20 protein-coding genes and 4 tRNA genes are annotated in these 26912 nt (G+C 33.6%); 4 read left to right on the top strand and 20 right to left on the bottom strand.

The genetic code is table 11. The features are described from left to right. Positions 1–124: 124 nt before the first annotated feature. A complete protein-coding gene (locus tag AC1RRN_RS08730) occupies positions 125–2620 on the top strand; it encodes an XrtN system VIT domain-containing protein (protein WP_492966917.1) in 2496 nt (831 codons plus the stop codon). After that, entirely contained in the window at positions 2621–3850 is a 1230-nt protein-coding gene (gene xrtN / locus AC1RRN_RS08725) for an exosortase N (protein WP_492966916.1), read from the top strand. It abuts the gene before it with no gap. 57 nt (positions 3851–3907) lie between these two features. On the opposite strand, the gene AC1RRN_RS08720 is transcribed toward xrtN, so the two are convergent. Next, complete coding sequence (locus AC1RRN_RS08720; protein WP_492966915.1) at positions 3908–4861, bottom strand: AAA family ATPase; 954 nt, start codon at positions 4859–4861, stop codon at positions 3908–3910. A 77-nt stretch (positions 4862–4938) separates the two neighbouring features. Next, positions 4939–6369: a peptidylprolyl isomerase gene (locus AC1RRN_RS08715; RefSeq protein WP_492966914.1), complete on the bottom strand. Its 1431-nt coding sequence runs from the start codon at positions 6367–6369 to the stop codon at positions 4939–4941. Between the two features lie 501 nt (positions 6370–6870). Between AC1RRN_RS08715 and AC1RRN_RS08710 the strand changes: the two genes are divergently transcribed. Both AC1RRN_RS08710 and AC1RRN_RS08705 read left to right on the top strand, forming a co-directional pair. Continuing rightward, positions 6871–8310 carry an alpha-amylase gene (locus AC1RRN_RS08710; protein WP_492966913.1) on the top strand — a complete coding sequence of 480 codons (1440 nt, stop codon included), beginning with the start codon at positions 6871–6873 and terminating at the stop codon, positions 8308–8310. 157 nt (positions 8311–8467) lie between these two features. Beyond that, on the top strand, positions 8468–10057 hold the full coding sequence (locus AC1RRN_RS08705) for a peptide chain release factor 3 (protein WP_056190737.1): 1590 nt from the start codon (positions 8468–8470) through the stop codon (positions 10055–10057). 257 nt (positions 10058–10314) lie between these two features. Here AC1RRN_RS08705 and AC1RRN_RS08700 read toward each other — a convergent pair whose 3' ends face one another. The 18 genes from AC1RRN_RS08700 to AC1RRN_RS08615 form a co-directional block, all read right to left on the bottom strand. Beyond that, entirely contained in the window at positions 10315–10626 is a 312-nt protein-coding gene (locus tag AC1RRN_RS08700; RefSeq protein ID WP_026985797.1) for a DUF3467 domain-containing protein, read from the bottom strand. Between the two features lie 10 nt (positions 10627–10636). Next, positions 10637–14947, bottom strand: coding sequence for a DNA-directed RNA polymerase subunit beta' (gene rpoC / locus AC1RRN_RS08695; RefSeq protein ID WP_026985796.1), 4311 nt, complete (start codon positions 14945–14947; stop codon positions 10637–10639). 258 nt (positions 14948–15205) lie between these two features. Further along, positions 15206–19018: a DNA-directed RNA polymerase subunit beta gene (gene rpoB, locus AC1RRN_RS08690; RefSeq protein ID WP_492966912.1), complete on the bottom strand. Its 3813-nt coding sequence runs from the start codon at positions 19016–19018 to the stop codon at positions 15206–15208. A 263-nt stretch (positions 19019–19281) separates the two neighbouring features. Continuing rightward, positions 19282–19653: a 50S ribosomal protein L7/L12 gene (gene rplL / locus AC1RRN_RS08685; protein ID WP_007807437.1), complete on the bottom strand. Its 372-nt coding sequence runs from the start codon at positions 19651–19653 to the stop codon at positions 19282–19284. A 91-nt stretch (positions 19654–19744) separates the two neighbouring features. Beyond that, positions 19745–20248, bottom strand: a complete 504-nt coding sequence (gene rplJ / locus AC1RRN_RS08680; protein WP_029273446.1) for a 50S ribosomal protein L10 — start codon at positions 20246–20248, stop codon at positions 19745–19747. 22 nt (positions 20249–20270) lie between these two features. Next, positions 20271–20960 (bottom strand): 50S ribosomal protein L1, encoded by a 690-nt coding sequence (gene rplA / locus AC1RRN_RS08675; RefSeq protein ID WP_035619180.1) that lies wholly within the window; start codon positions 20958–20960, stop codon positions 20271–20273. A 13-nt stretch (positions 20961–20973) separates the two neighbouring features. Continuing rightward, the gene (gene rplK, locus AC1RRN_RS08670) at positions 20974–21411 is read right to left on the bottom strand and encodes a 50S ribosomal protein L11 (RefSeq protein ID WP_029273445.1); all 438 of its coding nucleotides are present in this window, start codon (positions 21409–21411) and stop codon (positions 20974–20976) included. A gap of 68 nt (positions 21412–21479) precedes the next feature. After that, positions 21480–22031: a transcription termination/antitermination protein NusG gene (nusG, locus tag AC1RRN_RS08665; protein WP_029273444.1), complete on the bottom strand. Its 552-nt coding sequence runs from the start codon at positions 22029–22031 to the stop codon at positions 21480–21482. Between the two features lie 10 nt (positions 22032–22041). Next, the gene (secE, locus tag AC1RRN_RS08660) at positions 22042–22239 is read right to left on the bottom strand and encodes a preprotein translocase subunit SecE (RefSeq protein ID WP_008466927.1); all 198 of its coding nucleotides are present in this window, start codon (positions 22237–22239) and stop codon (positions 22042–22044) included. An 18-nt stretch (positions 22240–22257) separates the two neighbouring features. Then, positions 22258–22328, bottom strand: a tRNA-Trp gene (locus AC1RRN_RS08655). Positions 22329–22388: 60 nt separating this feature from the next. Next, positions 22389–23576: an elongation factor Tu gene (gene tuf / locus AC1RRN_RS08650; RefSeq protein ID WP_007807448.1), complete on the bottom strand. Its 1188-nt coding sequence runs from the start codon at positions 23574–23576 to the stop codon at positions 22389–22391. A 55-nt stretch (positions 23577–23631) separates the two neighbouring features. After that, positions 23632–23703, bottom strand: a tRNA-Thr gene (locus AC1RRN_RS08645). A gap of 89 nt (positions 23704–23792) precedes the next feature. After that, positions 23793–23873 (bottom strand) — tRNA-Tyr (locus AC1RRN_RS08640). 53 nt (positions 23874–23926) lie between these two features. Next, a tRNA-Thr gene (locus AC1RRN_RS08635) sits at positions 23927–24000 on the bottom strand. A 91-nt stretch (positions 24001–24091) separates the two neighbouring features. Next, a complete protein-coding gene (hpf, locus tag AC1RRN_RS08630; protein WP_017496722.1) occupies positions 24092–24394 on the bottom strand; it encodes a ribosome hibernation-promoting factor, HPF/YfiA family in 303 nt (100 codons plus the stop codon). Positions 24395–24428: 34 nt separating this feature from the next. Next, positions 24429–25322: a tyrosine-type recombinase/integrase gene (locus AC1RRN_RS08625; protein ID WP_492966911.1), complete on the bottom strand. Its 894-nt coding sequence runs from the start codon at positions 25320–25322 to the stop codon at positions 24429–24431. A 119-nt stretch (positions 25323–25441) separates the two neighbouring features. Beyond that, on the bottom strand, positions 25442–25636 hold the full coding sequence (gene rpsU / locus AC1RRN_RS08620; RefSeq protein ID WP_035684969.1) for a 30S ribosomal protein S21: 195 nt from the start codon (positions 25634–25636) through the stop codon (positions 25442–25444). Between the two features lie 133 nt (positions 25637–25769). Further along, entirely contained in the window at positions 25770–26912 is a 1143-nt protein-coding gene (locus tag AC1RRN_RS08615; protein WP_492966910.1) for an acyl-CoA dehydrogenase family protein, read from the bottom strand.

Genomic DNA, 26912 nt, shown 5'->3' with positions numbered 1-26912 from the left:
TGAGACTCAATCCTGAAGAACTGATTCCCTCAAAAAACTATTTTCAAAAAAATAAAATAAAAATCTTGTAATTCAAAATTTCTATTAACTTTGTATTTCAAAGTACTTTTAAATAAATATAACTATGAAACACAAAATAGAAATTTTAAAAAATTACACGCAAGAACCAGGTGTCTTAATTAGCTTAATTATTACACTCTTTAGTACGATACTATTAATCAGCTCTCTTGTAGGCAGAGAATTTCGTTTTTATAATTCAGAATCTATTGCCATATTAAGTTTAATAGTAGAATTTGTTTATGGAACTATTGTTTCATTCCTAATTCTAAAGCATAAAGAACAATACATTCATTTAACGTCATTTCTAATATTAAACTGGTTTATTGGATGCTTTTGTCTAAATACTTTAATTCCCGTTTTTCAGGATTTGCCAATTTGGGTTTACATCACAACCTTTGCTTTCTGTTTATCGAACTTCTTCATTTACCGTAACTCAGAAGACATTCCTAACACTTTTGTGTACTTTTTCATTAATGGATTGTCCTTTTGGATTATCTTTTATTTTGCACTCTATCTAATTCCGATTATACCTATTTCTTTCATCGGAATTTTAGCTTTGGGGCTTGGATTTTATGGTTTAGTTCCCGCATTAGTCTTAATCATTCATATGTTGACTATTATTCGTTATTTGCATCGAAACAGAATTCATTACATTTCGTTTGGTGTAGGGTTTTCAATTATATTAATCACTTTATTAATTTTCACTACAGGTTTAGCAATCGAAAGCAGGAAAATTTCCAAAACTGTGATGCTGCAATCTTTTAATTCTCGTGAAGATTTACCTTCTTATATTAAGGTTTCACAAAATTTAGAGCCTAATTTTTTTAATGAAATACTACTAAAGAAAGACATCGTTTATGTGTCTCCAGATGATTTCTTTTCATTTAGCGGACTTGATTCATTTGGAACAAAGCAATTCAACGAAAAAAAAATACACAACCCATTTATTACAATCGCTTATTTATGCTGCGCCGATCTTGGCCTTGATAATGATGATAAAATAAATATTCTGAAATCGAATTTTGATAAAAGACTAGAAACCGAAGAACAACTGTGGAGTGGCGAAGATTTATTTACCAAAACCATTAAAGAAGATGTAAAAATATATAGTGAAACCAGATTAGCCTATACAGAAGTTACAATGCAAATTGTTTGTAACGAAGATTCATGGAGACAAAAAGAAGCAATTTATTCTTTTCAGTTACCTGAAGGATCAGTTGCAACTTCACTCTCTTTGTGGGTAAACGGAATGGAACGTAAAGGTGTTTTAACTACTAAGGAAAAAGCAAAAAAAGCGTATAAACAAATTGTGGGTGTAGAATATCGCGATCCTTCCTTAATGCAATGGAGAGAAGGAAATAAAATTGTAGTCAGAGTTTTTCCAGTAAACTACAAGACACCAAGAACTTTTAAGTGCGGCTTTACAACTCCTTTACAAGTAGAAGATAATGAAATGAAATACCAGAGCCTTTCTATAAAAGGCCCAAACATTTCAAATGCTAAAACAATTTCAAGAATCCAAATAGTTGGAAATACAAAAATTGAAACCAGCAAAGACTTCGAACTCAAAAATGGATTTTATATAAATGAATCTGAAGGTTTAGACGACTGGCACGCAAAGATGCCTTTAAATAAAATACATTCTAATTCATTTGTATGGAAAGAAAAAGCATATGAAGTTAAAGATATTCAGAAAACGGTAGTTCCTTTTGCGCCGTCTGAAATCATTTTAGACTTAAACAACAACTGGACCACCAAACAAATCGAGTCATTTGTAAACCTGAATCAAAAAAATATTTACGTTTTTGTAAATGGTCGAAAAACAGCAATAAATAAAGATAATTTCAAAGCAATTCAGCTAGATTTTGAAGACTTTCATTATTCTTTATTACCACTTTATAAATTAGCAAAAAACAGTTTGATCATTACAAAATCCGGAACATTTTCGGCCAATTTTGAAGAATTGGAAAATTCAGACTATTTGAAGAAAATTAAAACCCAAACAAAACAGAGAAACATCAAGGTTATTAATATTTCAGCAGACATTAATCCTTTTTGGCAAACTGTTAAGGAACAAAAATACGTTGATTACTTTCAGACCAATTTACCAAACAGCTTAAAAATGATCGAACAGCATCAATTTATTTTATTTAAATCAACTGAAAACGGTGTGAATATTGAGCCAGCTCAAATTTCTATTCAGGAAAACCCAAAAGATAGTATTTCAAAAAGCAATGGTCCAAATCATATTTACAGAATGTATGCTTTTGGAAAAGTTATGGAAGAACAGGTAAAAATTCAAACCGATACCATGGCCAGCAATCAATATGTTGAATTAGCAAAAGATGCCAATATCGTTACACCAATTTCGTCATTAATTGTTCTTGAAACCGATAAAGATTATGAAAAGAATGGCATCGATAAAAACGTTAATACATTAGGAAATGCTTCTATAAACAATGACGGATCAGTTCCTGAGCCACATGAATGGCTTTTAATTATTATAGGAACTGCAACACTTTACTTCTATTATAGAAAAAATAAAAAACAGACTATTTAAATGAATCATCTATTGAAATACCAAAAAACAATTGGCTTCTTAATCATTTTATGTCTTTTAATTATAAATTACAAGATTGTATTAACAGGGCTCAATAGTAATTTGTTAGGAATCATATTTTCAATAGCATTATTTTTTATTGGGGGAAGAAAAACGACCTTAAATCTAAACTTTCCCCTTTTTACAATGATTTTTATATTAGAATTTGTAAGCTACCGTCTTCATACCAAATCTGTACATTTTTTGGCTTTAGCCTTATTTATCTGTCTTATATATTATAACATAACTCAAAAATTCTCCTTCATTGCCTTTATCTGTATTCTTTTATTTTCTTCATTATTTAGCACTTTTTTTGATTATCTGACAACAGAAATAAAACAAGCTCTTTGCTATTATGTCTATATAACATTAAAGAATTTTATTCCGATTAATAAAATAGAAGGTGTCAATTTTTATATTAATGATGCTAAAATCACCATCGATACCGCTTGTATGGGATTGTCAATGTTTAAAACCGGTTTGCTTTCAGGAGCACTTTTATTAACACTGGAAGAAAGAAAATATCAAAAATATTTTAACATCATACAAATACTTTTGTTTTGTTGCTTCTTAATTGCGTTGAACATTATTTCAAATTATTTCAGAATCATCACGTTGGTTTTATTTAATTGTACCGAAGAAAACGTATTGCATCATACTATTGGAATACTCTGTTTTGTATTTTATCAAATCATACCAATGCTTTTTTTGGTCCGATTCTTCAAACCGAAAAAAGAAGAAATTAAAATAACGAAAAATCTTTATCCGGTATTTTTCACCATAATCACTGCAATAATACTATTCGCAACCAGTTTAGAAATCAAAAAAGAACAACATTACAATTTACTTGAAAATCTAAACCATGAATATAAAAACCACAAAGGAGTTTGGGTAAATAAAGAAGTATTTAAAATTTCGACTCCAGAGAAGCTGATTTACATTAAAACACCTAATCACAATCCATTGGTTTGCTGGACAGGTGTAGGATATAAAATAATTGAATCGAAAAAAATAAAAAAAGGAAATGAAAAAATTTGGTTAGTTAAAATGGAAAAAAATCAAATTCAATATTTCTCCTATTGGTGGTATGAATGTAATAACAAAAAATACACTTCTCTTATTGAAGTCCTTTTAGTCAAATTATTTGATAACAAACCAGTTCGCTTAATAAACGAAACACGTAAAGCTTAAAAGAAAAAAGCCTGACAAATTAATTCTGTCAGGCTTTCTTAGAAATCGCATCTATTGTTACAAAAGCTTCTGAATAATAATATCTTCTGTTATTCCTTCAGCATCTGCTTTATAATTTTTAATAATTCTGTGACGTAAAATTCCAGTCGCAACTGCTTTTACATCTTCAATATCCGGAGAAAATTTACCATGGAAAGCGGCGTGCGCTTTTGCTGCCAAAATCAAATTTTGAGAAGCTCTTGGTCCAGCACCCCAGTCTAAATAGTTTTTTACAAAATCGTTAGATAATGCATTGTCCGGACGGGTTTTACTTACCAGAGTCACTGCATATTCAATAACATTATCCGCCACAGGAATCCTGCGAATCAAGTGTTGAAAATCAATAATTTCCTGCGCTGTAAACAAAGGATTGATAGTTGTCTTAGCATCCGATGTCGTACGTTTAACCACCTGTACTTCTTCTTCAAAAGTTGGATACTCTAATTTTACAGCAAACATAAAACGGTCTAACTGTGCTTCTGGTAACGGATAAGTTCCTTCCTGCTCAATTGGATTTTGAGTTGCTAATACAAAATAAGGTAAATCTAATTTATAATTTTGGCCTGCAATAGTTACCGAACGTTCCTGCATTGCTTCAAGTAAAGCTGCCTGAGTTTTTGGTGGAGTTCTATTAATCTCATCTGCCAAAATAATATTTGAGAAGATTGGCCCTTTGATAAATTTAAAATGTCTGTTTTCATCCAGAATCTCACTTCCTAAAATATCTGAAGGCATTAAATCCGGAGTAAACTGAATTCTCTTAAAATCTAAGCCTAAAGCCTGAGACAAAGTATTAATCATTAATGTTTTTGCCAAACCCGGAACACCAATTAAAAGAGCATGTCCTCCTGAAAATATACACAGTAAAATTTGATCTACAACTGCATCCTGGCCTACAATGATTTTTGCTATTTCTGATTTTAATTCGTTTCGTTTTTGAACTAAATTATGAATTGCTGCTACGTCAGACATTTAAGTATGTTTTTAAATTGAAAAAGAGTTAGCTCTATGAATTCATAAAACTAACTCTTTTATTTATTTAATAAAAATTATTTTTTCAGCCAATTGTTAGCAAAAGCACAATCTCTGTATTCTCCAATAATTTTGATGTAAGTATCTTTAATCTTAGTATCGAACCATTTTCCAATTGCTTCAATCTGTTTTTCTTTCAGGGCTAAATCTTTAATTTTTGTATAATCTTTAGCATAATCAGCAACATGCTCATCAATTCTATTTGTAACTGTAATTAATTTATACGTTTTTTTCCCTTTATCATCTGTACTTAAAAGCGGCTGAGAAATTTCAGTATCTTTTAAATTTGACACCTGGCTGTACAATGCCGGATCCATCTTAGTCAACTCAAAACGAGTATCTTGCGTATTAGGATTTATTAATACACCTCCATTTGCTCTTGTTTCTTTTTCATCAGACTCTGTTCTGGCAGCATCTGCAAAAGTAATTTCTTTAGATTCTATCTTTTTTCTAATATTGGTAATTCTTTCTTTTGCTTCTTTTAAAGCATCTTCAGATACAGTTGGAGAAATTAAAATATGACGCAACTCTACTTCTTGCCCCTTAATTTTGTCTACCATAATAATATGGAATCCAAAATTTGTTTTAAAAGGCTCTGAAATTTCACCTTCCTGCAAACTAAATGCTACATCTTTAAATTCTTTTACAAAGGGTGTTCTTCTGGTCATTTTATAATAACCTCCGTTTGATGAAGATCCCGGATCTTGAGAGTATAAAACTGCTTTTGTTGCAAAGCTAGATCCTTCAAGAACATCTTTTCTAATAGCATTTAATCTGTCAATTACTTTTTGTTCGTCTTCTTTTGAAACTTTTGGTTCTACCACAATCTGTGCTACTTCCATCTCTGCTCCAAAAGTTGGTAATTCATCTTTCGGTATTTTTTTAAAGAAATTACGAACCTCCTCGGGAGTAATCGATACACCATCAACAATTTTATCTCTCATTTCTGAAGATAATTTTTGCTCTTTTAAAATATCTGCAAAATAGGTTTTAAATTCCTCTACAGAACTTTTTTTATAATACTCAACTACTTTATTTATATCACCAACTTGTTTTACCATATAATTCAGTCGGTCTTCCATCATTCCTCTAACTTCTGCATCACTTACTATAATACTATCCTGAATCGCCTGGTGTGCATATAGTTTGTCTTCTAAAAGTTTACCAAGCATCTGACATCTTGTAATATCCTTTACATTCCCTCCCTGAGCAGTAATTTCTAAAAATCCTTTATCAATATCTGAATCTAAAACAATATAATCTCCAACAGTAGCAATGATACCGTCAACTTTTAGCTTCTGTCCAGTAGGAACTTCAACTGGTTTTTGAGCTACAACATCTGGAATAATTTCCTGAGCCGAAACAATTGAGTTGAAAAAAAGTAAAAAACACATTGTCAACACTAGTTTGTAATCAATTGTTTTTAGCTGTAATTTTTTTAATAACATTATTTTAAATTTAATTTGAATGTAAAGATCTTGCCTTCGTATTTCGTTTTTAAACTAAAAATCACTAAATAATTAAGATCTAGTTCTTTTTAACTTATAACGAACAAAAATAACAATTCAATCACATAATACAACTATCAGCCATACTATTAACAAAAAATTATATGGGTTGTATTTCGATTTCAACAATTGAACCTATTTATCAAAGATTATTCTCTAAAAAGCAGCACAAATCACACTTTAAAAAATTTTTAGAAATAGCATAAATCAAAATTGACACAAAACACAAAAAGCTATATTTCAGTAAAATAAAAAAAGTTTTTAACACTACAACGTTTTCGTTGTATAACTATTTTCTTATAAAAACGGATCGAATTAAAAAACACATACTTTAGATGCGTAATTAATAATTTTCAGGTATTAAAATTACGAATATCACTTTATAAATACTTAAAAATAAACAATTACAAACTTTATTAACCTTTTAACCAAATCTAAATTATGAAAAACCACAATGCGAAAATTTATTTGATGACAGCAATAACAGCATTTTTTTGTTCGTGTTCGCCAAATGAAACAAATGAAGTTGATTCGAAAGCTGAAAGTCAACAATTTGAAATTATTAATGTGACACATCATGATGGGAAGCCTTTCAGTACCGGAGCTAAATCGTCACTAACAGGAAAATATGTGGATAATCCTGGAGGTGGAGTTATGATGCAAGCCTTTTATTGGGATGTTCCTGCTGGAGGAAATTGGTGGAATACCGTTAATGGTAAAGTAACGGCCTGGTCGAATGCCGGAATTGGCTCAATTTGGCTTCCACCAGCTTCTAAAGCACAAAATGGAGCATTTTCAATGGGATACGACCCAACAGATTATTTCGATTTTGGTGATTATAATCAAAATGGAACTACAGAAACCAGATTTGGTTCTAAAACCGAATTGGTAAGTTTGATTACAAAAGCACATACTGAAAACATGAAAGTGTATGCAGACATTGTAATTAATCATAACAGCGGAGGACAATCAGAAGCAAATCCGTTTACAGGAACCAATACCTGGACAAATTTTAATGGAGTTGCTTCAGGAAAATTTAAACGTACTTATGTTAATTTCTACAAAAATAGTTACGGTAATAATGATGAAGGTTCTTTTGGAGGTTTTCCTGATTTATGCCATGCAGATCCTTATGTACAGGATTGGCTTTGGAAAAGAGCTGATGGAGTTGGTAAATATTATAAAAACACCATGAAATTTGATGGATGGCGATTTGATTATGTAAAAGGCTTTGCTCCCTGGGTCGTATACGATTGGAATGCAAATGTTGGTGGATTTTCTGTTGGTGAATTATGGGATTCTAATGTCGACATATTAAATAACTGGGCAAATAGCGCCAACAGTTCTGTCTTTGATTTTGCTTGTTATTATAAAATGAATGATGCTTTTGACGGAAACAATCTGGCTCTTTTGAATGATGATATGATGTGGAAAAGAAATCCATACAAAGCTGTAACATTTGTAGCAAATCATGATACTGACGAGATTTCAAATAAATTACTGGCTTACTCTTATATATTAACACATGAAGGATATCCAACGATTTTCTACAGAGATTATGAAGAATGGCTGGATAAAACGAAATTGAATAATCTTATCTGGATTCATAATAACAAGGCAACGGGTACAACATCTATTTTATACTCTGACAATGATGAATATGTGGCAAGAAGAAATGGATATAACGGAAACCCTGGATTAGTTGTTTACATAAATAACTCAACTGTTTGGCAGGAAAGATGGATTCAGACGAATTGGGCAAATACTCAAATTAAAGATTTTACAGGAAGTTCAACTTGGTACCCAACTACGCAAGCAGATAAATGGGTGAAAATTCAATGTCCACCAAAAGGATATTCAGTTTGGTCAATTAATCAATAATTCTTAAAAACAACAATTAAAAGACTGTTCTAAAAAAACAGTCTTTTTTTTTGCCTAAAAGTTTCTGTTTATAAAGTAATGACTTCTAAATTATAGAAGTGAATATTTTTATTAAGCCGTAATTAATAGTACTTTTGCAAACCTATTTATACAAAATATGAGCTTTTTAAAAGAAATACAACGTAGAAGAACATTCGGAATTATATCGCATCCCGATGCCGGTAAAACAACTTTAACTGAAAAATTATTGTTATTTGGAGGTGCAATTCAGGAAGCTGGTGCGGTAAAAAATAATAAAATAAAAAAAGGAGCAACAAGTGATTTCATGGAAATCGAACGCCAAAGAGGTATTTCGGTTTCGACATCTGTACTTGCTTTTAATTATAAAGACAAAAAAATCAACATTCTTGACACTCCCGGGCACAAGGATTTTGCTGAAGATACTTTTAGAACTTTAACTGCTGTAGATAGCGTCATTGTTGTAATTGACGTTGCAAAAGGAGTTGAGGAACAAACTGAGAAATTGGTTGCAGTTTGTAGAATGAGAAATATTCCGATGATTGTTTTCATCAATAAATTAGACCGTGAAGGAAAAGATGCTTTTGACTTAATGGATGAAGTTGAACAGAAGTTAGGTTTGACCGTTACCCCTTTAAGTTTTCCTATCGGAATGGGGTATGATTTTCAGGGAATCTATAATTTATGGGAACAAAACATCAATCTTTTTAGCGGTGACAGCCGTAAAAACATTGAAGAGACTATTGCTTTTTCAGATGTTCAAAATCCTGAATTAGAAAAAATTATCGGGCAAAAACCAGCAGATAAATTACGTGAAGAATTAGAATTAATCGATGAAGTTTATCCAAAATTTGAACGTCAGGATTATTTAGACGGAAAAATTCAACCTGTGTTTTTTGGTTCAGCCTTAAATAATTTTGGAGTTCGTGAATTGTTAGATTGTTTTGTAACTATCGCTCCTTCTCCAAGACCAAAAGATTCTGAAACTCGTTTAGTTGATCCAAAAGAAGAAAAAATGACCGGTTTTGTATTTAAAATCCATGCCAATATGGATCCAAAACACAGAGATCGTTTAGCTTTCATCAAAATTGTTTCCGGAACTTTTGAAAGAAATAAGCCTTATTATCACGTTCGTCAAAAGAAAAATTTAAAATTTTCTAGTCCAAATGCCTTTTTCGCAGAGAAAAAAGAAATTGTAGATATTTCATATCCTGGTGACATTGTAGGTTTACATGATACAGGAAACTTTAAAATTGGAGATACTTTAACCGAAGGAGAAATAATGAGTTTTAAAGGAATTCCGAGTTTCTCTCCAGAACATTTTAGATACATCAATAATGCTGATCCAATGAAAGCCAAGCAATTGGACAAAGGTGTCGATCAATTAATGGATGAAGGTGTTGCACAGTTGTTTACATTAGAAATGAACAACCGTAAAGTGATAGGAACTGTTGGAGCACTTCAATATGAGGTAATTCAATATCGTTTGGAACATGAGTACGGTGCAAAATGTACTTATGAAAACTTCCCGGTTCATAAAGCTTGTTGGGTTAAACCTGATGATGCAAAAAATGATGAGTTTAAAGAATTTAAACGAATCAAACAAAAATTCCTAGCTCATGATAAATACGGTCAACTAGTATTCTTAGCTGATTCTGATTTTACAATTCAAATGACACAAAGTAAATATCCAAGTGTAAAATTATTTTTCACTTCTGAATTTGACTAAATTCTTCTTTTTTTGAAGAAAAACTATAAAAAAAGCGCTAATTATATAATTAGCGCTTTTTTTTAATTTGAATTAAACCAACCTTTACTAAGTTATTATATTCCAAAAAATTAAATCTTTTTATTAGGAAACTCTAAATTAGAATAATGTAACCTAAGATAGAAATATAGTCGATGAAAGTAAAATTAAATCGGTTAAAGTGCACTTAATTCTAAATTTCATGCAAAAAAAAGCCCCATTACTGGGGCTTTTTAAATTTATGCTTGTCCTGCCGGACCAAAATTAAGCGGAATTGGAGCTTGTTCAGTGTCTTTAATTTCGCCATGAGCGACTTCAAAACGATGAATATTTTCGCCAATTGCTTTTAATAATCTTTTAGCATGTTGTGGTGTCAGGACAATTCTTGACTTTACCTTGGCCTTAGGAATACCTGGCATAATGCTCACAAAATCTAAAACAAACTCTGATGATGAGTGGTTGATAATCGCAAGATTAGAATAAATTCCTTCTGCGATAGTTTCATCTAACTCGATATTAATTTGCTCTTGTTGTTGTTTCGGATTACTCATAGTTTCCTAATTAATAAATATATTCTTCTTTATTAGCCATCATTTCATTGTAATCGTCTTTAGATCCTACGATAGTGTTATCGTATTCTCTCATACCAGTTCCCGCAGGAATTCTGTGTCCAACAATTACATTTTCTTTTAATCCTTCTAAATCATCTACTTTACCAGCTACAGCAGCTTCGTTAAGTACTTTTGTTGTTTCCTGGAAAGAAGCAGCAGAGATGAATGATTTAGTTTGTAGCGAAGCTCTTGTAATACCTTGTAAAACTGGCGTTGCAGTTGCAGTAATTACATCTCTGGCTACTACCAGATTTTTATCATTTCGTTTAAGCAATGAATTTTCATCACGTAAATCACGAGGTGTAATAATTTGACCTGGTTTCAATACAGCAGAATCTCCAGCGTCTTCAACTACTTTCATACCATATAATTTATCGTTTTGAACGATGAAATCTTTAGTGTGAATCAATTGATCTTCTAGGAATAATGTATCTCCTGGATCCTGAACTCTTACTTTACGCATCATTTGACGAATAACTACCTCAAAGTGCTTGTCGTTAATTTTTACCCCTTGTAAACGGTATACTTCTTGAATTTCATTTACCAAATACTGTTGAACAGCAGCTGGCCCTTGAATTCTTAAGATGTCATCTGGTGTAATTGCACCGTCAGACAATGGAACTCCCGCTCTTACGAAGTCATTTTCTTGTACTAAGATTTGGCTTGAAAGTTTAACTAAATACTTTTTAATCTCACCAAATTTAGATTCGATAACAATTTCACGGTTACCTCTTTTGATTTTTCCAAAAGAAACAACACCATCAATTTCAGATACAACTGCTGGGTTTGAAGGGTTACGAGCCTCAAGCAACTCGGTAATTCTTGGTAAACCTCCTGTAATATCTCCCGCTTTAGAAGAACGACGTGGAATTTTAACCAATACTTTACCTGCTTTAATTTTCTCACCGTTCTCAACCATAAGGTGTGCACCTACCGGTAAGTTGTAAGAACGAATCAATTCACCTTCTTTACCGTAAACCAATAAAGTTGGGATTAATTTTTTGTTTCTAGCCTCAGAAATTACTTTTTCCTGGAATCCTGTTTGCTCATCAATTTCAACCATGAACGATTGTCCTTGTTCTAAATCCTCGTAAGCAATTTTACCAGTAAATTCAGAAACAATTACACCATTATATGGATCCCACTTACAGATCACAGTTCCTTTAGTAACTACTTCACCATCCTTAACGAAAATACTAGATCCGTAAGGAATGTTGTGTGTATTTAAAACGATTCCAGTTTTCTCATCAACCAATTTCAATTCAGTTGAACGTGATACTACGATATCAGTCGCATTACCTTCACTATCCTCACCTTTTACAGTTTTTAAATCTTCAATCTCAAGTCTACCGTTGAATCTTGTAACAATACTAGATTCTTCAGAAATACCTCCGGCAACCCCTCCAACGTGGAACGTACGAAGTGTTAACTGTGTACCTGGCTCTCCAATAGATTGAGCTGCAATAACTCCGACAGCTTCACCTCTTTGTGTCATTTTACCAGTAGCTAAGTTTCTACCGTAACATTTAGCACAAATACCTTTTAAAGCCTCACAAGTTAATGGAGATCTTACCTCTACTTTTTCAATTGGAGAAGCTTCGATAGTTCTCATAATTGCTTCAGTAATTTGGTGTCCAGATTGAACCATTACTTCATTAGTAAGTGGATTTATAACATCTTGCAATGCCACACGCCCTAAAATTCTTTCTCCTAATGATTCAACGATTTCCTCATTTTTCTTCAATGCAGAAACTTCAACACCTCTTAAAGTTCCACAATCTTCGATGTTAACAATAACATCTTGAGAAACGTCATGAAGTCTTCTTGTTAAGTAACCAGCATCGGCCGTTTTAAGAGCCGTATCCGCAAGACCTTTACGAGCACCGTGAGTAGAAATGAAGTACTCAAGGATCGAAAGACCTTCCTTAAAGTTAGAAAGAATCGGGTTTTCAATAATCTCACCACCACCGGCAGTAGATTTTTTAGGCTTAGCCATCAAACCACGCATACCAGTTAACTGACGAATCTGCTCCTTAGAACCCCTCGCCCCAGAGTCAAGCATCATATATACAGAGTTAAAACCTTGTTGGTCTTCTCTAATATTTTTCATTGCTAACTCAGTTAATTGAGCATTTGCAGAAGTCCATACGTCAATAACCTGGTTGTAACGTTCGTTATTTGTAATAAGACCCATGTTATAATTCACAGAAATACCTTCAACTTGTTCTCTGGCATCTGCAATTAATTTTGTTTTTTGTTCCGGGATTCTAATATCACCAAGAGAGAAAGATAAACCTCCTCTAAATGCGAATTTATAACCCATATCTTTCATATTATCCAAGAAAGCTGCAGTAGTAGGTACATCAGTCACACTTAAAATGTGTCCGATAATATCTCTAAGGTTTTTCTTAGTCAATACATCATTGATATATCCAGCTGCTTCAGGTACTACTTCATTAAATAATACACGTCCTGCAGTTGTTTGAATAATTTTGAACACTAATTCTCCAGCGTCATTAAAATCTTTTGCTCTAATTTTTACACGAGCATTCAATTCTAATCTTCCTTCGTTTAATGCAATGTTTACTTCTTCAGCAGAATAGAAAGTTAAGTCTTGACCTAAAATTACATGTTCTGGTGTCGAGATACGTTCTTTGGTCATATAATATAGACCCAAGACCATATCCTGAGAAGGTACAGTAATTGGTGCTCCATTTGCAGGGTTAAGAATATTATGAGAAGCCAACATTAATAATTGTGCCTCTAAAATAGCCTCTGGTCCTAATGGCAAGTGAACTGCCATCTGATCCCCATCAAAATCGGCGTTGAAAGCCGTACATACTAATGGGTGCAATTGGATCGCTTTTCCTTCAATTAATTTTGGCTGAAAAGCTTGAATACCAAGTCTGTGCAACGTAGGAGCACGGTTAAGTAATACAGGGTGTCCTTTAATTACATTTTCAAGGATATCCCAAACTACAGGCTCTTTTTTGTCTATGATTTTCTTAGCAGATTTTACTGTTTTAACAATACCTCTTTCAATCAATTTACGGATAACGAAAGGTTTGTATAATTCAGATGCCATATCTTTTGGCAATCCACATTCGAATAATTTTAATTCAGGACCAACAACAATTACCGAACGAGCAGAATAATCCACACGTTTTCCAAGTAAGTTTTGACGGAAACGTCCTTGCTTACCTTTTAAAGAGTCAGATAATGATTTTAATGGTCTGTTAGATTCTGTTTTAACAGCAGAAGCTTTACGAGTGTTATCAAATAATGAATCTACAGATTCTTGTAACATACGTTTTTCGTTTCTTAAGATAACTTCTGGAGCTTTAATCTCCATTAATCTTTTCAAACGGTTGTTACGAATGATTACACGACGGTATAAGTCATTTAAATCCGAAGTTGCAAAACGACCTCCATCAAGTGGCACAAGCGGACGTAATTCTGGTGGAATAACAGGAACCACTTTCATAATCATCCACTCAGGACGATTTTCGCGGTTTAAGTTAGACTCACGGAAAGACTCAACAACTTGTAATCTTTTTAAAGCTTCAGTTTTACGTTGTTTAGATGTTTCATTGTTAGCGCTGTGTCTTAGTTCATAAGATAAAGCATCTAAGTCAATACGAGCCAATAAGTCCATAATACATTCTGCTCCCATTTTGGCAACAAATTTATTAGGATCCATATCATCTAAATATTGATTTTCTTGCGGAAGAGTATCTAAAATATTCAAATATTCTTCTTCAGTTAAGAAATCTAATCTTTGTAATGATTCTCCATCTGCATTTTTAGCAATACCTGCCTGGATTACTACGTATCTTTCATAGTAAATAATCATATCTAATTTCTTAGATGGAAGACCAAGGATATAACCAATTTTGTTTGGAAGAGAACGGAAATACCAAATATGAGCAATTGGCACAACAAGGTTGATGTGTCCTACTCTATCACGACGTACTTTTTTCTCAGTAACTTCAACACCACAACGGTCACAGATAATACCTTTGTAACGAATTCTTTTATATTTACCACAAGCACACTCAAAATCCTTTACAGGTCCGAAGATTCTTTCACAGAAAAGTCCGTCACGCTCTGGTTTGTGAGTTCTGTAGTTAATTGTTTCCGGTTTCAACACCTCTCCTCTTGATTCTTTCAAGATAGATTCTGGTGAAGCTAATCCAATAGAGATTTTATTAAATCTTTTGACTGGATTTTTATCCTTATTATTGTTTCTATTATTCATCATAGTTTTTACTATTGATTTATTTGCAATTAAAAAATTGATTTTAGATTTATAATCTACTCTTAAAAAAATAAAGAGTTAATCATTCAGCTACTACCTCGGGTTACTTCTCTAAACCTCAAAATTACTTTGAAGCGCTAGTTATAAAATGCCTTGCATTCTTATAAAAAATCGGAACGGGTTACGGGTATAAATCTTTAAAAACTTTTATAAATGAGTAATCAGTCCCATTAAAAAATGAGACTGACTACAAAACTTTTATTATTCTTCTAAACGAATGTCAAGTCCAAGACCTTTCAATTCATGCATTAATACATTGAATGATTCTGGTAATCCTGGTTCCGGCATAGACTCACCCTTAACGATAGCTTCGTAAGTTTTAGCTCTACCAATAACATCATCCGACTTAACTGTCAAGATTTCACGAAGTGTACTTGATGCTCCATAAGCCTCAAGTGCCCAAACCTCCATCTCTCCAAAACGCTGACCTCCAAATTGAGCTTTACCTCCAAGTGGTTGTTGAGTGATCAACGAGTATGGTCCGATAGAACGTGCGTGCATCTTATCATCAACCATGTGTCCTAATTTAAGCATGTAAATTACACCCACAGTTGCTGCTTGATGGAAACGCTCTCCAGTACCACCATCATAAAGATGTGTATGTCCGAAACGTGGTACTCCAGCTTCATCAGTTAATTCATTAATTTGATCTAAAGAAGCACCGTCAAAAATTGGAGTAGCAAATTTTCTACCCAAGTTCATACCAGCCCATCCAAGAACAGTTTCATAAATCTGACCAATGTTCATACGTGAAGGTACCCCAAGTGGATTCAATACGATATCTACTGGTGTTCCGTCTTCAAGGAAAGGCATATCTTCATGACGAACGATTCTTGCAACAATACCTTTGTTACCGTGACGTCCCGCCATTTTATCACCAACTTTTAACTTACGTTTTTTAGCGATATAGATTTTAGCCAATTTCAAGATTCCAGATGGTAATTCATCCCCAACTGTAATAGTGAATTTTTCTCTTCTTAAAGATCCTTGTAAGTCATTCAGCTTAATTTTATAGTTATGAATTAAATCATTAACCATTTTATTAGTAGCATCATCAGCAACCCATTGACCTTTGCTTAAGTGAGCAAAATCTTCTACTGCGTAAAGCATTTTTTGAGTATATTTTTTACCTTTTGGTAAAACTTCTTCACCCAAATCATTCATTACACCCTGAGATGTTTTTCCGTTAACGATCAAGAATAATTTTTCAACCAATCTGTCTTTTAATTCAACAAATTTAGTTTCAAATTCCATTTCTAAAGCGCCTAAAGCATCCTTATCCTGAGTACGTTTACGTTTATCTTTTACAGCTCTTGCAAATAATTTTTTGTCAAGAACTACACCATGTAAAGATGGAGAAGCTTTTAATGAAGCATCTTTTACATCACCTGCTTTATCCCCGAAGATTGCACGAAGCAATTTCTCTTCCGGAGTAGGATCTGATTCTCCTTTTGGTGTAATTTTTCCGATCAAAATGTCGCCAGGTTTAACCTCTGCTCCAATTCTGATCATACCGTTTTCATCTAAATCTTTAGTAGCTTCTTCAGAAACGTTAGGAATATCGTTTGTTAACTCTTCATTTCCTAACTTAGTATCTCTAACCTCTAATGAATAATCATCAACGTGGATAGAAGTAAAAATATCATCACGAACTACTTTTTCAGAAATTACAATCGCATCCTCAAAGTTATACCCTTTCCATGGCATGAACGCAACTTTTAAGTTTCTACCTAAAGCTAATTCACCATTTTGAGTAGCATATCCTTCTGATAATACTTGTCCAAGAACAACTCTGTCACCTTTTCTTACGATTGGTTTCAAGTTAATACTTGTACCTTGATTGGTTTTTCTAAACTTAATTAAGTTGTAAGTTTTTTCATCAGCATCAAAACTAACCATTCTTTCGTCTTCTGTACGGTCGTATTTGATAGTAATGATATTAGCATCAACATATTCTACAGTTCCATCTCCTTCAGCATTAATCAATACTCTAGAATCTGAAGCTACCTGACGCTCTAAACCTGTACCAACAATTGGTGCTTCTGGACGGATCAAAGGAACCGCCTGACGCATCATGTTTGATCCCATCAACGCACGGTTCGCATCATCATGCTCCAAGAAAGGAATTAATGAAGCCGAAATCGAAGCAATCTGGTTAGGAGCAACGTCTGTATAATGTACTGCTGATGGCTCAACAACCGGGAAGTCACCTTCCTCACGAGCAATAACATTGCTTGCAGTAATTTTACCAGTAGCATCCATTTCAATGTTTGCCTGAGCAATCATTTTTCCTTCTTCTTCTTCAGCACTTAAATAAATTGGAGTACTTTCTAAATCAACTACACCATTTGTAACTTTACGGTATGGTGTTTCGATGAAACCCATTCCATTTACTTTTGCATAAACACCAAGAGATGAAATCAAACCAATGTTTGGTCCCTCAGGAGTTTCAATCGGACATAAACGACCATAGTGTGTATAGTGAACGTCACGAACCTCAAAACCAGCTCTCTCTCTCGAAAGTCCACCAGGTCCAAGTGCAGATAATCTTCTTTTGTGTGTAATCTCAGCTAATGGATTCGTTTGATCCATAAATTGAGACAACTGGTTAGTACCAAAGAAAGAGTTGATAACTGATGATAATGTTTTAGCATTAATCAAATCAATTGGTGTAAACACCTCGTTATCTCTAACGTTCATTCTCTCACGAATAGTTCTAGCCATACGCGCTAAACCAACACCGAATTGTTGAGACAATTGTTCTCCAACTGTTCTAACACGACGGTTTGATAAGTGATCAATATCATCAATCTCTGCTTTAGAGTTGATCAATTCGATCAAATATTTTACAATGGTAATGATATCTTCTTTGGTAAGCACTTGCTTTTCCATTGGGATATCTAAACCAAGTTTTTTATTCATTCTATAACGACCAACTTCACCTAAGTTATAACGTTGATCAGAGAAGAACAATTTATCTATAATACCACGAGCAGTTTCTTCATCAGGCGGTTCTGCATTACGCAATTGTCTGTAGATATGCTCAACAGCTTCTTTTTCAGAGTTTGTTGGATCTTTTTGTAATGTATTGTGGATAATAGCATAATCTGCTTGATTATTATCCTCTTTATGTAACAAAATAGATTTTACGTTAGAATCAATGATCTCTTCAACATTATCTTTGTCGATAATTGTATCACGATCAAGGATGATTTCGTTACGTTCGATAGAAACTACCTCACCGGTATCTTCATCAACGAAATCCTCATGCCATGTATTCAATACACGTGCAGCAAGTCTTCTTCCAATGTATTTCTTAATACCCGTTTTAGAAACTTTAATTTCTTCTGCTAAGTCGAAAATTTCAAGGATATCCTTATCTCTTTCGAACCCAATTGCACGGAATAAAGTCGTAACCGGTAATTTTTTCTTTCTATCGATATAAGCATACATAACGCTATTGATATCAGTAGAAAATTCTATCCAAGAACCTTTAAAAGGAATTACTCTGGCAGAATAAAGTTTTGTTCCATTTGCGTGGAATGATTGACCAAAGAAAACTCCAGGAGAACGGTGTAGTTGAGATACTACTACACGCTCAGCACCATTGATAACAAAAGTACCGCTTGGAGTCATATAAGGTATTGTTCCAAGATAAACATCTTGTACAATAGTTTCAAAATCTTCGTGTTCTGGATCTGTACAGTATAGTTTTAACCTGGCTTTTAAAGGCACACTATAAGTAAGACCTCTCTCTATACATTCTTGAATTGTATAACGTGGTGGATCAACAAAATAATCTAGGAACTCCAATACAAAGTTGTTTCTTGTATCTGTAATTGGGAAGTTTTCCATGAAGGTGTTGTACAACCCTTCGTTGCCTCTTTCGTCAGATTTCGTTTCTAATTGAAAGAAATCTTTAAAAGATTTAACCTGAACATCTAGAAAATCTGGATAATCAGGGATATTTTTTGTAGAGGCAAAATTCAATCTTTCAGTCTGATTTGTTATCATCAATGGACAAAATTTTGATTAAAAAAAAGTAATTTTTTTGTGTAAAAACACACTGTTTAATCTATACTTTCTTATTATAATCAATACATCTTTAAAAATAAACCAAAAGTAAGTTCAATTTTTTTTCTTCGTATTGATCAAAAACTTTTTCGTATTTTAAACTATTTGATAATAAAACTTGATATATTTTATTATACGAAAAATGGTTTAGGCCTTTGAGTGTTCACTCAGGACCTAAACCTAGTTCTTAAAACTGAGTTGAATTATTTTAATTCAACAACAGCTCCAGCTTCTTCTAATGATTTTTTAAGACCTTCAGCCTCTTCTTTAGAAACACCTTCTTTAACGTTACTTGGAGCACCGTCAACTACATCTTTAGCTTCTTTCAAACCTAAACCTGTAAGTTCTTTTACTAATTTTACAACTGCTAATTTAGAAGCACCAGCTTCTTTTAATACAACTGTAAATTCAGTTTGTGCTTCTTCAGCAGCACCTTCTCCACCACCAGCAGCAACTACTACAGCTGCAGCAGCAGGCTCGATACCATACTCGTCTTTTAATATTGTTGCTAATTCGTTAACTTCTTTAACTGTTAAGTTAACTAATTGTTCTGCGAATTGTTTCAAATCTGCCATTTTTTCTATCGTTTAAAATGATTTGTAAAATATAATTTATTTATTGTGCGCTAATTAAGCAACAAGGAAATGAATTCCCTGCTTCGAATTATTATGCTTCAGCCTCTTCTTCGCTACCAGCGAATTTGTTTTGTAAAGCAGAAATAATTCTTTGTGCTGGTGATTGCAATAATCCAATAAGTTCTCCAAGAAGTTCTTCTTTAGATTTAATAGTAGCTAATGCTTCTAATTGATTATCTCCAATATATACTTCAGAATTGATGTATGCTCCTTTTAAAACTGGTTTATCAGATTTCTTACGGAAATCTTTGATAATTTTTCCAGGTGCATTAGCTACATCAGAAATAAATATAGCACTATTACCAGTCAATACAGTAGGTAAATCACCATAATCATTAGCAGAAGCTTCCATTGCTTTTGCAAGCAAAGTGTTCTTTACAACTTCTAATTTGATACCTGCTTTAAAACAAGCTCTACGTAAGTTTGAAGTTGTTTCTGCGTTTAAACCAGAAATATCAGATACATAAATGATATTTGTACCAGCTAACTGCGCAGTTAAATTTTCAATCGCGATTGATTTTTCTTCTCTAGTCATACTAAAAATTTTTAACTACCAATTATACTGCTTTTGGGTCTAATGCAATAGCAGGACTCATAGTGCTTGTAAGGTGAATACCTTTAATGTAGGTACCTTTAGCAGCAGTTGGTTTAAGTTTTATTAATGTTTGAATAATTTCGTGTGCGTTGTCAACAATTTGCTCAGCTCCAAAAGAAACTTTACCAATTCCTGCGTGAACGATACCAGTTTTATCAACTTTAAAGTCAATTTTACCAGCCTTAACCTCTTGAACAGCTTTTGCAACATCCATAGTTACAGTACCTGTTTTAGGATTTGGCATTAAACCTCTAGGTCCTAAAATACGACCTAATGGACCTAATTTACCCATAACAGCTGGCATAGTGATAATTACATCAACATCAGTCCAACCATCTTTAATTTTTTGTAAATAGTCATCAAGACCTACATAGTCTGCACCAGCTTCTTTAGCTTCCGCTTCTTTATCTGGAGTAACTAATGCTAATACTTTAACATCTTTACCTGTTCCGTGAGGTAATGTAACCACACCTCTAACCATTTGATTCGCTTTTCTTGGATCTACACCCAAACGAACTGCGATATCAACAGACTCATCAAATTTTGCAGAAGCAACTACTTTTAATAATGCCGCAGCATCTTTAAGAGAATATAGTTTGTTCTTTTCAATTTTTGAAGCAGCCTCTTTTTGCTTTTTTGTTAATTTTGCCATGTCTTTTTCTTAATTAAAAAGGAGCTTCTCCTGATACAGTTATACCCATAGATCTAGCTGTTCCAGCAACCATACTCATTGCAGCCTCAATAGTGAATGCATTTAAGTCCGGCATTTTGTCATCAGCAATTGCTCTAATTTGTTCCCAAGTAACACTAGCTACTTTTTTACGATTAGGCTCACCAGAACCAGATTTTAGCTTTGCAGCTTCCATTAACTGAACCGCTGCTGGAGGAGTCTTAACGACAAAATCAAATGATTTGTCTTTATACACAGTGATTTGCACTGGGCATATTTTGCCAGGTTTATCCTGAGTTCTAGCATTAAATTGCTTACAGAACTCCATGATGTTTACCCCAGCAGCTCCTAAAGCAGGTCCAACCGGTGGCGACGGGTTCGCAGCACCTCCCTTAACTTGTAGTTTAACTACCTTACTAATTTCTTTAGCCATTTTTAAAAAATTTAACATCACAATCAATTGGAAGCGATTGCAATGGATATTATATATGTAACAAAAAATTATACTTTTTCAACTTGCATAAAACTTAATTCCAATGGCGTTTTTCTTCCGAAAATCTTAACCATAACTTCAAGTTTACGCTTTTCTTCATTTATTTTTTCAACAGTACCATTAAATCCATTAAAAGGACCATCGATCACTTTAACAGTTTCACCTAAGTTGAATGGAATAGCACGAGTATCTGTATTAACAGCTAACTCATCTACTTTACCTAACATACGATTTACTTCAGATAGTCTCAAAGGAACAGGTTCTCCTCCTTTTATCTCACCTAAAAAACCAATTACACTTGTAATAGACTTAATAATATGAGGTATCTCACCAACTAAATTGGCTTCGATCATAACATATCCAGGGAAATAAACTTTATCCTTAGACATTTTTTTTCCTTCTTTTACAGTAACTACTTTTTCTGTAGGTACCAAAACTTGGGAAACATAATCACCCATACCTAATCTGGCAATCTCAGTTTCGATGTAAGCTTTGACTTTATTTTCTTGTCCGCTTACAGCTCTAACCACGTACCATTTTTTCACATTATTATCTGCCATCACAAAAAAATTATCCTTTTAACCAGTTAAAAAATCCAGCCAAAGCTTTTGCAAAAAATTCGTCTACTCCCCATGTTGCCAAAGCAAATAGAATCGAAAATACAGCCACAACAATTGTCAATTTTTGAACCTCAGCCCAAGCTGGCCAAGTAACATTTGACTTTAACTCCTCGAAAGCCTCTGATAAATAATTAGTAACTTTTGTCATTTGATATATTTTTTATTGCACGGGCGGAGGGATTCGAACCCCCATCAACGGTTTTGGAGACCGCTATTCTACCCTTGAACTACGCCCGTAATTAAAAGCCAGTGATTTCAGTTAAGAAAATCAGCTGGCTTTTTATAATATTTATAGGATTATCCTACGATTTCAGTAACCTGACCTGCACCTACAGTTCTACCACCTTCACGGATAGCGAAACGTAAACCTACGCTCATTGCGATTGGGCTTAATAAAGATACATTGATAGTTAAGTTATCTCCTGGCATTACCATCTCTACTCCTTCTGGTAAAGTAATAACTCCTGTTACGTCAGTTGTACGTACGTAGAACTGTGGACGGTAGTTATTATGGAATGGAGTATGACGTCCACCTTCTTCTTTTTTCAAGATATAAACCTCAGCTTTGAAAGTAGCGTGTGGTTTTACTGATCCTGGCTTAATGATAACCATTCCTCTTTTGATAGATTCTTTATCAATACCTCTTAACAATAAACCTACGTTATCTCCAGCTTCACCTCTATCAAGGATTTTACGGAACATCTCAACTCCTGTAATAGTAGAAGTTAATTTATCAGCCCCCATACCAATGATTTCAACTGGATCTCCTGTATTAGCAATACCTGTTTCGATACGACCTGTAGCAACAGTTCCACGACCAGTAATTGTAAATACATCTTCAACCGGCATCAAGAATGGTTTAGCAACGTCACGCACTGGCTCTTCGATCCAAGCATCAACAGCTTCCATTAATTCAATGATTTTTGGTACCCAAGCAGGATCATTATTCAATCCTCCTAAAGCAGAACCTTGAACCACAGGACCATTATCTCCATCATATTCGTAGAAAGATAATAAATCTCTAATTTCCATTTCAACAAGCTCTAACAATTCAGCATCATCAACCATATCCACTTTGTTCATGAAAACAACGATTCTTGGAATACCAACCTGACGACCTAAAAGGATGTGCTCACGAGTTTGTGGCATTGGACCATCTGTAGCAGCAACTACTAAGATAGCTCCGTCCATTTGAGCAGCACCAGTAACCATGTTCTTTACGTAATCCGCGTGACCTGGACAGTCAACGTGAGCGTAGTGACGGTTAGCTGTTTCATACTCTACGTGTGATGTATTAATAGTAATACCTCTTTCTTTCTCCTCTGGAGCGTTATCGATTTGATCAAACGATTTTGCTTGACAGTAACCTGCATCAGACAATACTTTTGTAATTGCAGCAGTTAATGTAGTTTTTCCGTGATCCACGTGTCCAATTGTACCTATGTTTAAGTGCGGTTTGGAACGATTAAAATTCTCCTTTGCCATTTTACTTAATTTTTAATCTTAGTTATATATTAATTTTCAATTTCCTACTTACTTGAGCCAATGTCGGGAATTGAACCCGAGACCTCTTCCTTACCAAGGAAGCACTCTACCCCTGAGCTACACCGGCAGAGAGTTCTGATTTTAGATTTTTGAATTTAGATTTCAGATTTGAAAAAATCCAAAACCTATAATCCGAAATCTTAACTTCTTTTTTTGTGGGGAGAGCAGGATTCGAACCTGCGAAGTTCACACAGCAGATTTACAGTCTGCCCTCGTTGGCCGCTTGAGTATCTCCCCTATTTTTATCAATAATTGCATGAACAATTTCAAATCGCATTTGAAATATTTAGAGCCGGCGGAGGGACTCGAACCCACGACCTGCTGATTACAAATCAGCTGCTCTAGCCAACTGAGCTACGCTGGCAATATCAATAAAAAAGTCCGCTATTTCTAACGGACTGCAAATGTAGCTATTTTATCTTTGTATCAAAACATTTTTTGAAAAAATTTTTCAATTATATGTGTGCTCTTATTTTTTCTTTCCTTTTTACTAGTAAACGCTCTAGAGATTCTGCCGAAAGTTCAACTGCCTCTTCAAATGTCTTACACTGCTTTTTAACCAAAAAATCATCTCCCGGAACATTGATCTTTATCTCAACAGCTTTATTCTCTTTATCACTTGTTCTTTCAACTTTTAAAAAAACATCAGCCGAGACAACTCGATCGTAATACTTTTCCAACTTATCCATTCTCTCTTGAATAAAATCCACCAACTTTCGGTCAACAGTAAAGTTAACTGCATGAACATCTACCTTCATAATATTAATTTTATGGTTAAACATTTCAGAAGTATTATTTATTTCTAGGATGAGCATCCCCGTATACTTTTTTAAGCTCCGCTAAACTATTATGAGTATAAACTTGCGTAGATGCCAAACTCGAATGTCCTAATAACTCCTTAACTGAATTTAAATCCGCCCCGTTATTTAGCAAATGAGTCGCAAAAGTATGCCGAAGCACATGCGGACTTTTTTTTACCTTTTCTGAGACTCTACTAAAGTAAGAATTAATTAATCGATACACAAAAGATTCACTCAATTTTAATCCTTTTTTTGAAATAAAAAAATAATCTGCATCTACGATATTCTCAACCGAGTTCCGCTCATCAAGATACAATTTAAGCTGATCTGCAATAATCGGCAAAACAGGAATAATACGCTCTTTATTACGCTTACCCAAAACCTTTACAACATTTAAAGTTAAATCAACATTATAAAACATCAAATGTATTAATTCTGCACGCCTCATTCCAGTTGTATAAAACATATCCACAATAAGCTTGTCACGCACTTCCTCAAAACCAACAGGACTACCCACCTGACCCATTAAATCAGAAAGTTCTTTTTCAGAAAATGGAATTTGAACAATTTTTGGAGTCTTCAAAGCCTTATGTTTCAACATTGGACTCACCTCTATTTGTTTTGTTTTTAAAAGAAATTTATAAAAAGCTTTTAACGAAGCCATTTTTCTATTTACAGAAACATTTGAAATATTCTGATCTACCAAAAAAACAATCCAACTCCTAATTTGATTATAATTTACCTGCTCAATGTTTTCCTGCTCAAAATTCTCCTTATTATAAGCTTCAAAAAAAATAATATCATTCAAATAAGCATTAACCGTGTGTGGCGAATATTTTTTCTCCAACTGAAGATAATCACGAAATGCATCTTTATTTGACTTCATATGTTATTTTTTCATAAATAAGATCCTACCTATATATATTATCTCAAAATTAAGCATAAAAAAACCGTTAGTATCAAAATATTGATAACTAACGGTAATTATTTTTGAAAAAGCTAATACTAACTCTCTAAACTATCTCTCAAGTTTTGGATGTAAGCCGCTTTTTGAATTTGAGCTCTTTTGATAACAGAAGGCTTAATAAAAGCAGTACGTGCTCTTAGTTGACGAACAGTTCCTGTTTTATCAAATTTTCTTTTATAGCGCTTTAATGCTCTATCGATATTTTCTCCGTCTTTAATTGGTATAATTAACATAATATAGACACCTCCTCTCGTTAAGGCTGCAAAAGTATATATTAATTTTGAATTACAAGTTATAAATTGTGAATTATTTTAAAAGAAAAAAGAATATAGAAGAAAGAGAATAGATTGTAGCACAATTTTTACTTTACTCTTTCAATAAATTCCTCGATATAACTAATTTCTGGATTTCAGTTGTTCCTTCTCCAATCGTACATAATTTAGAATCTCTGTAGAATTTCTCTACAGGAAAATCTTTAGTATAACCATAACCACCGTGAATCTGAACTGCTTCATTCGCTATTTTCACACAAGCTTCTGATGCATACATTTTAGCCATCGCTCCAAGCGTTGTTACTGGTTTATGTTCTTGTTTTAAGAAAGCCGCTTTGTGAAGCAACAATTCTGAAGCTTCAATCTCTGTAGCCATATCAGCTAGTTTGAATGAAATTCCCTGAAAACTACTAATTGGCTGTCCAAACTGATATCTTTCTTTAGAATATTTCAAAGCAGCATCATAAGCCCCTTTTGCAATTCCTAATGACAAAGCGCCAATTGAAATTCTGCCACCATCTAATATTTTCATTGCCTGAACAAATCCCTGGCCAACTTCACCTAATCTATTTGCATCAGGTACACGACAATTGTCAAAAACCAACTCAGCAGTTTCACTGGCACGCATTCCTAATTTATTTTCTTTTTTTCCTGAAGTAAATCCTGCCATTCCTTTTTCAAATACAAATGCAGTCATTCCTTTTGAATCTCCTTTTTCTCCTGTTCGAACAATAACTACAGCAATATCTCCTGAAATTGCATGTGTTATAAAGTTTTTAGCTCCATTTACAATCCAGAAATCACCATCTTTAATTGCAGTAGTATTCATACCTCCTGCATCAGAACCTGTATTATGTTCTGTTAAACCCCAAGCTCCAATATATTCTGCCGTTGCTAATTTAGGTAGCCATTTTTTCTTTTGCTCTTCATTACCAAAAGTCAAAATATGATTTGTACATAATGAGTTATGAGCGGCAACTGATAAACCAATTGAAGGATCAACTCGTGAAATTTCTTCTACAACAGTAATATATTCATGATAACCTAATCCGGACCCACCATATTCTTCAGGCACTAAAACACCCATGAAACCCATTTCGCCCAATTTTTTAAAAAGCGGAATTGGAAAAATTTGTGCTTCGTCCCATTCCATTATATTAGGTCTAATGTTTTTTTCAGCAAAATCTTTAATAGATTGTGCAATCATTGACTGTGTTTCGTTATAATTAAAATTCAT

It is taken from the genome of Flavobacterium sp. GW821-FHT11G01 (assembly GCF_058808175.1).
Note: the sequence above shows the minus strand (reverse complement) of the source record. Positions and strands in the feature narration are given on the sequence as shown.

Bases quoted from the DNA above. Each gene is read 5' to 3' on its own strand.
- AC1RRN_RS08730 (WP_492966917.1), top strand. From the start codon at position 125: ATGAAACACAAAATAGAAATTTTAAAAAATTACACGCAAGAACCAGGT.
- xrtN (WP_492966916.1), top strand. From the start codon at position 2,621: ATGAATCATCTATTGAAATACCAAAAAACAATTGGCTTCTTAATCATT.
- AC1RRN_RS08720 (WP_492966915.1), bottom strand. From the start codon at position 4,861: ATGTCTGACGTAGCAGCAATTCATAATTTAGTTCAAAAACGAAACGAA.
- AC1RRN_RS08715 (WP_492966914.1), bottom strand. From the start codon at position 6,369: ATGTTATTAAAAAAATTACAGCTAAAAACAATTGATTACAAACTAGTG.
- AC1RRN_RS08710 (WP_492966913.1), top strand. From the start codon at position 6,871: ATGAAAAACCACAATGCGAAAATTTATTTGATGACAGCAATAACAGCA.
- AC1RRN_RS08705 (WP_056190737.1), top strand. From the start codon at position 8,468: ATGAGCTTTTTAAAAGAAATACAACGTAGAAGAACATTCGGAATTATA.
- AC1RRN_RS08700 (WP_026985797.1), bottom strand. From the start codon at position 10,626: ATGAGTAATCCGAAACAACAACAAGAGCAAATTAATATCGAGTTAGAT.
- rpoC (WP_026985796.1), bottom strand. From the start codon at position 14,947: ATGATGAATAATAGAAACAATAATAAGGATAAAAATCCAGTCAAAAGA.
- rpoB (WP_492966912.1), bottom strand. From the start codon at position 19,018: ATGATAACAAATCAGACTGAAAGATTGAATTTTGCCTCTACAAAAAAT.
- rplL (WP_007807437.1), bottom strand. From the start codon at position 19,653: ATGGCAGATTTGAAACAATTCGCAGAACAATTAGTTAACTTAACAGTT.
- rplJ (WP_029273446.1), bottom strand. From the start codon at position 20,248: ATGACTAGAGAAGAAAAATCAATCGCGATTGAAAATTTAACTGCGCAG.
- rplA (WP_035619180.1), bottom strand. From the start codon at position 20,960: ATGGCAAAATTAACAAAAAAGCAAAAAGAGGCTGCTTCAAAAATTGAA.
- rplK (WP_029273445.1), bottom strand. From the start codon at position 21,411: ATGGCTAAAGAAATTAGTAAGGTAGTTAAACTACAAGTTAAGGGAGGT.
- nusG (WP_029273444.1), bottom strand. From the start codon at position 22,031: ATGGCAGATAATAATGTGAAAAAATGGTACGTGGTTAGAGCTGTAAGC.
- secE (WP_008466927.1), bottom strand. From the start codon at position 22,239: ATGACAAAAGTTACTAATTATTTATCAGAGGCTTTCGAGGAGTTAAAG.
- tuf (WP_007807448.1), bottom strand. From the start codon at position 23,576: ATGGCAAAGGAGAATTTTAATCGTTCCAAACCGCACTTAAACATAGGT.
- hpf (WP_017496722.1), bottom strand. From the start codon at position 24,394: ATGAAGGTAGATGTTCATGCAGTTAACTTTACTGTTGACCGAAAGTTG.
- AC1RRN_RS08625 (WP_492966911.1), bottom strand. From the start codon at position 25,322: ATGAAGTCAAATAAAGATGCATTTCGTGATTATCTTCAGTTGGAGAAA.
- rpsU (WP_035684969.1), bottom strand. From the start codon at position 25,636: ATGTTAATTATACCAATTAAAGACGGAGAAAATATCGATAGAGCATTA.
- AC1RRN_RS08615 (WP_492966910.1), bottom strand. From the start codon at position 26,912: ATGAATTTTAATTATAACGAAACACAGTCAATGATTGCACAATCTATT.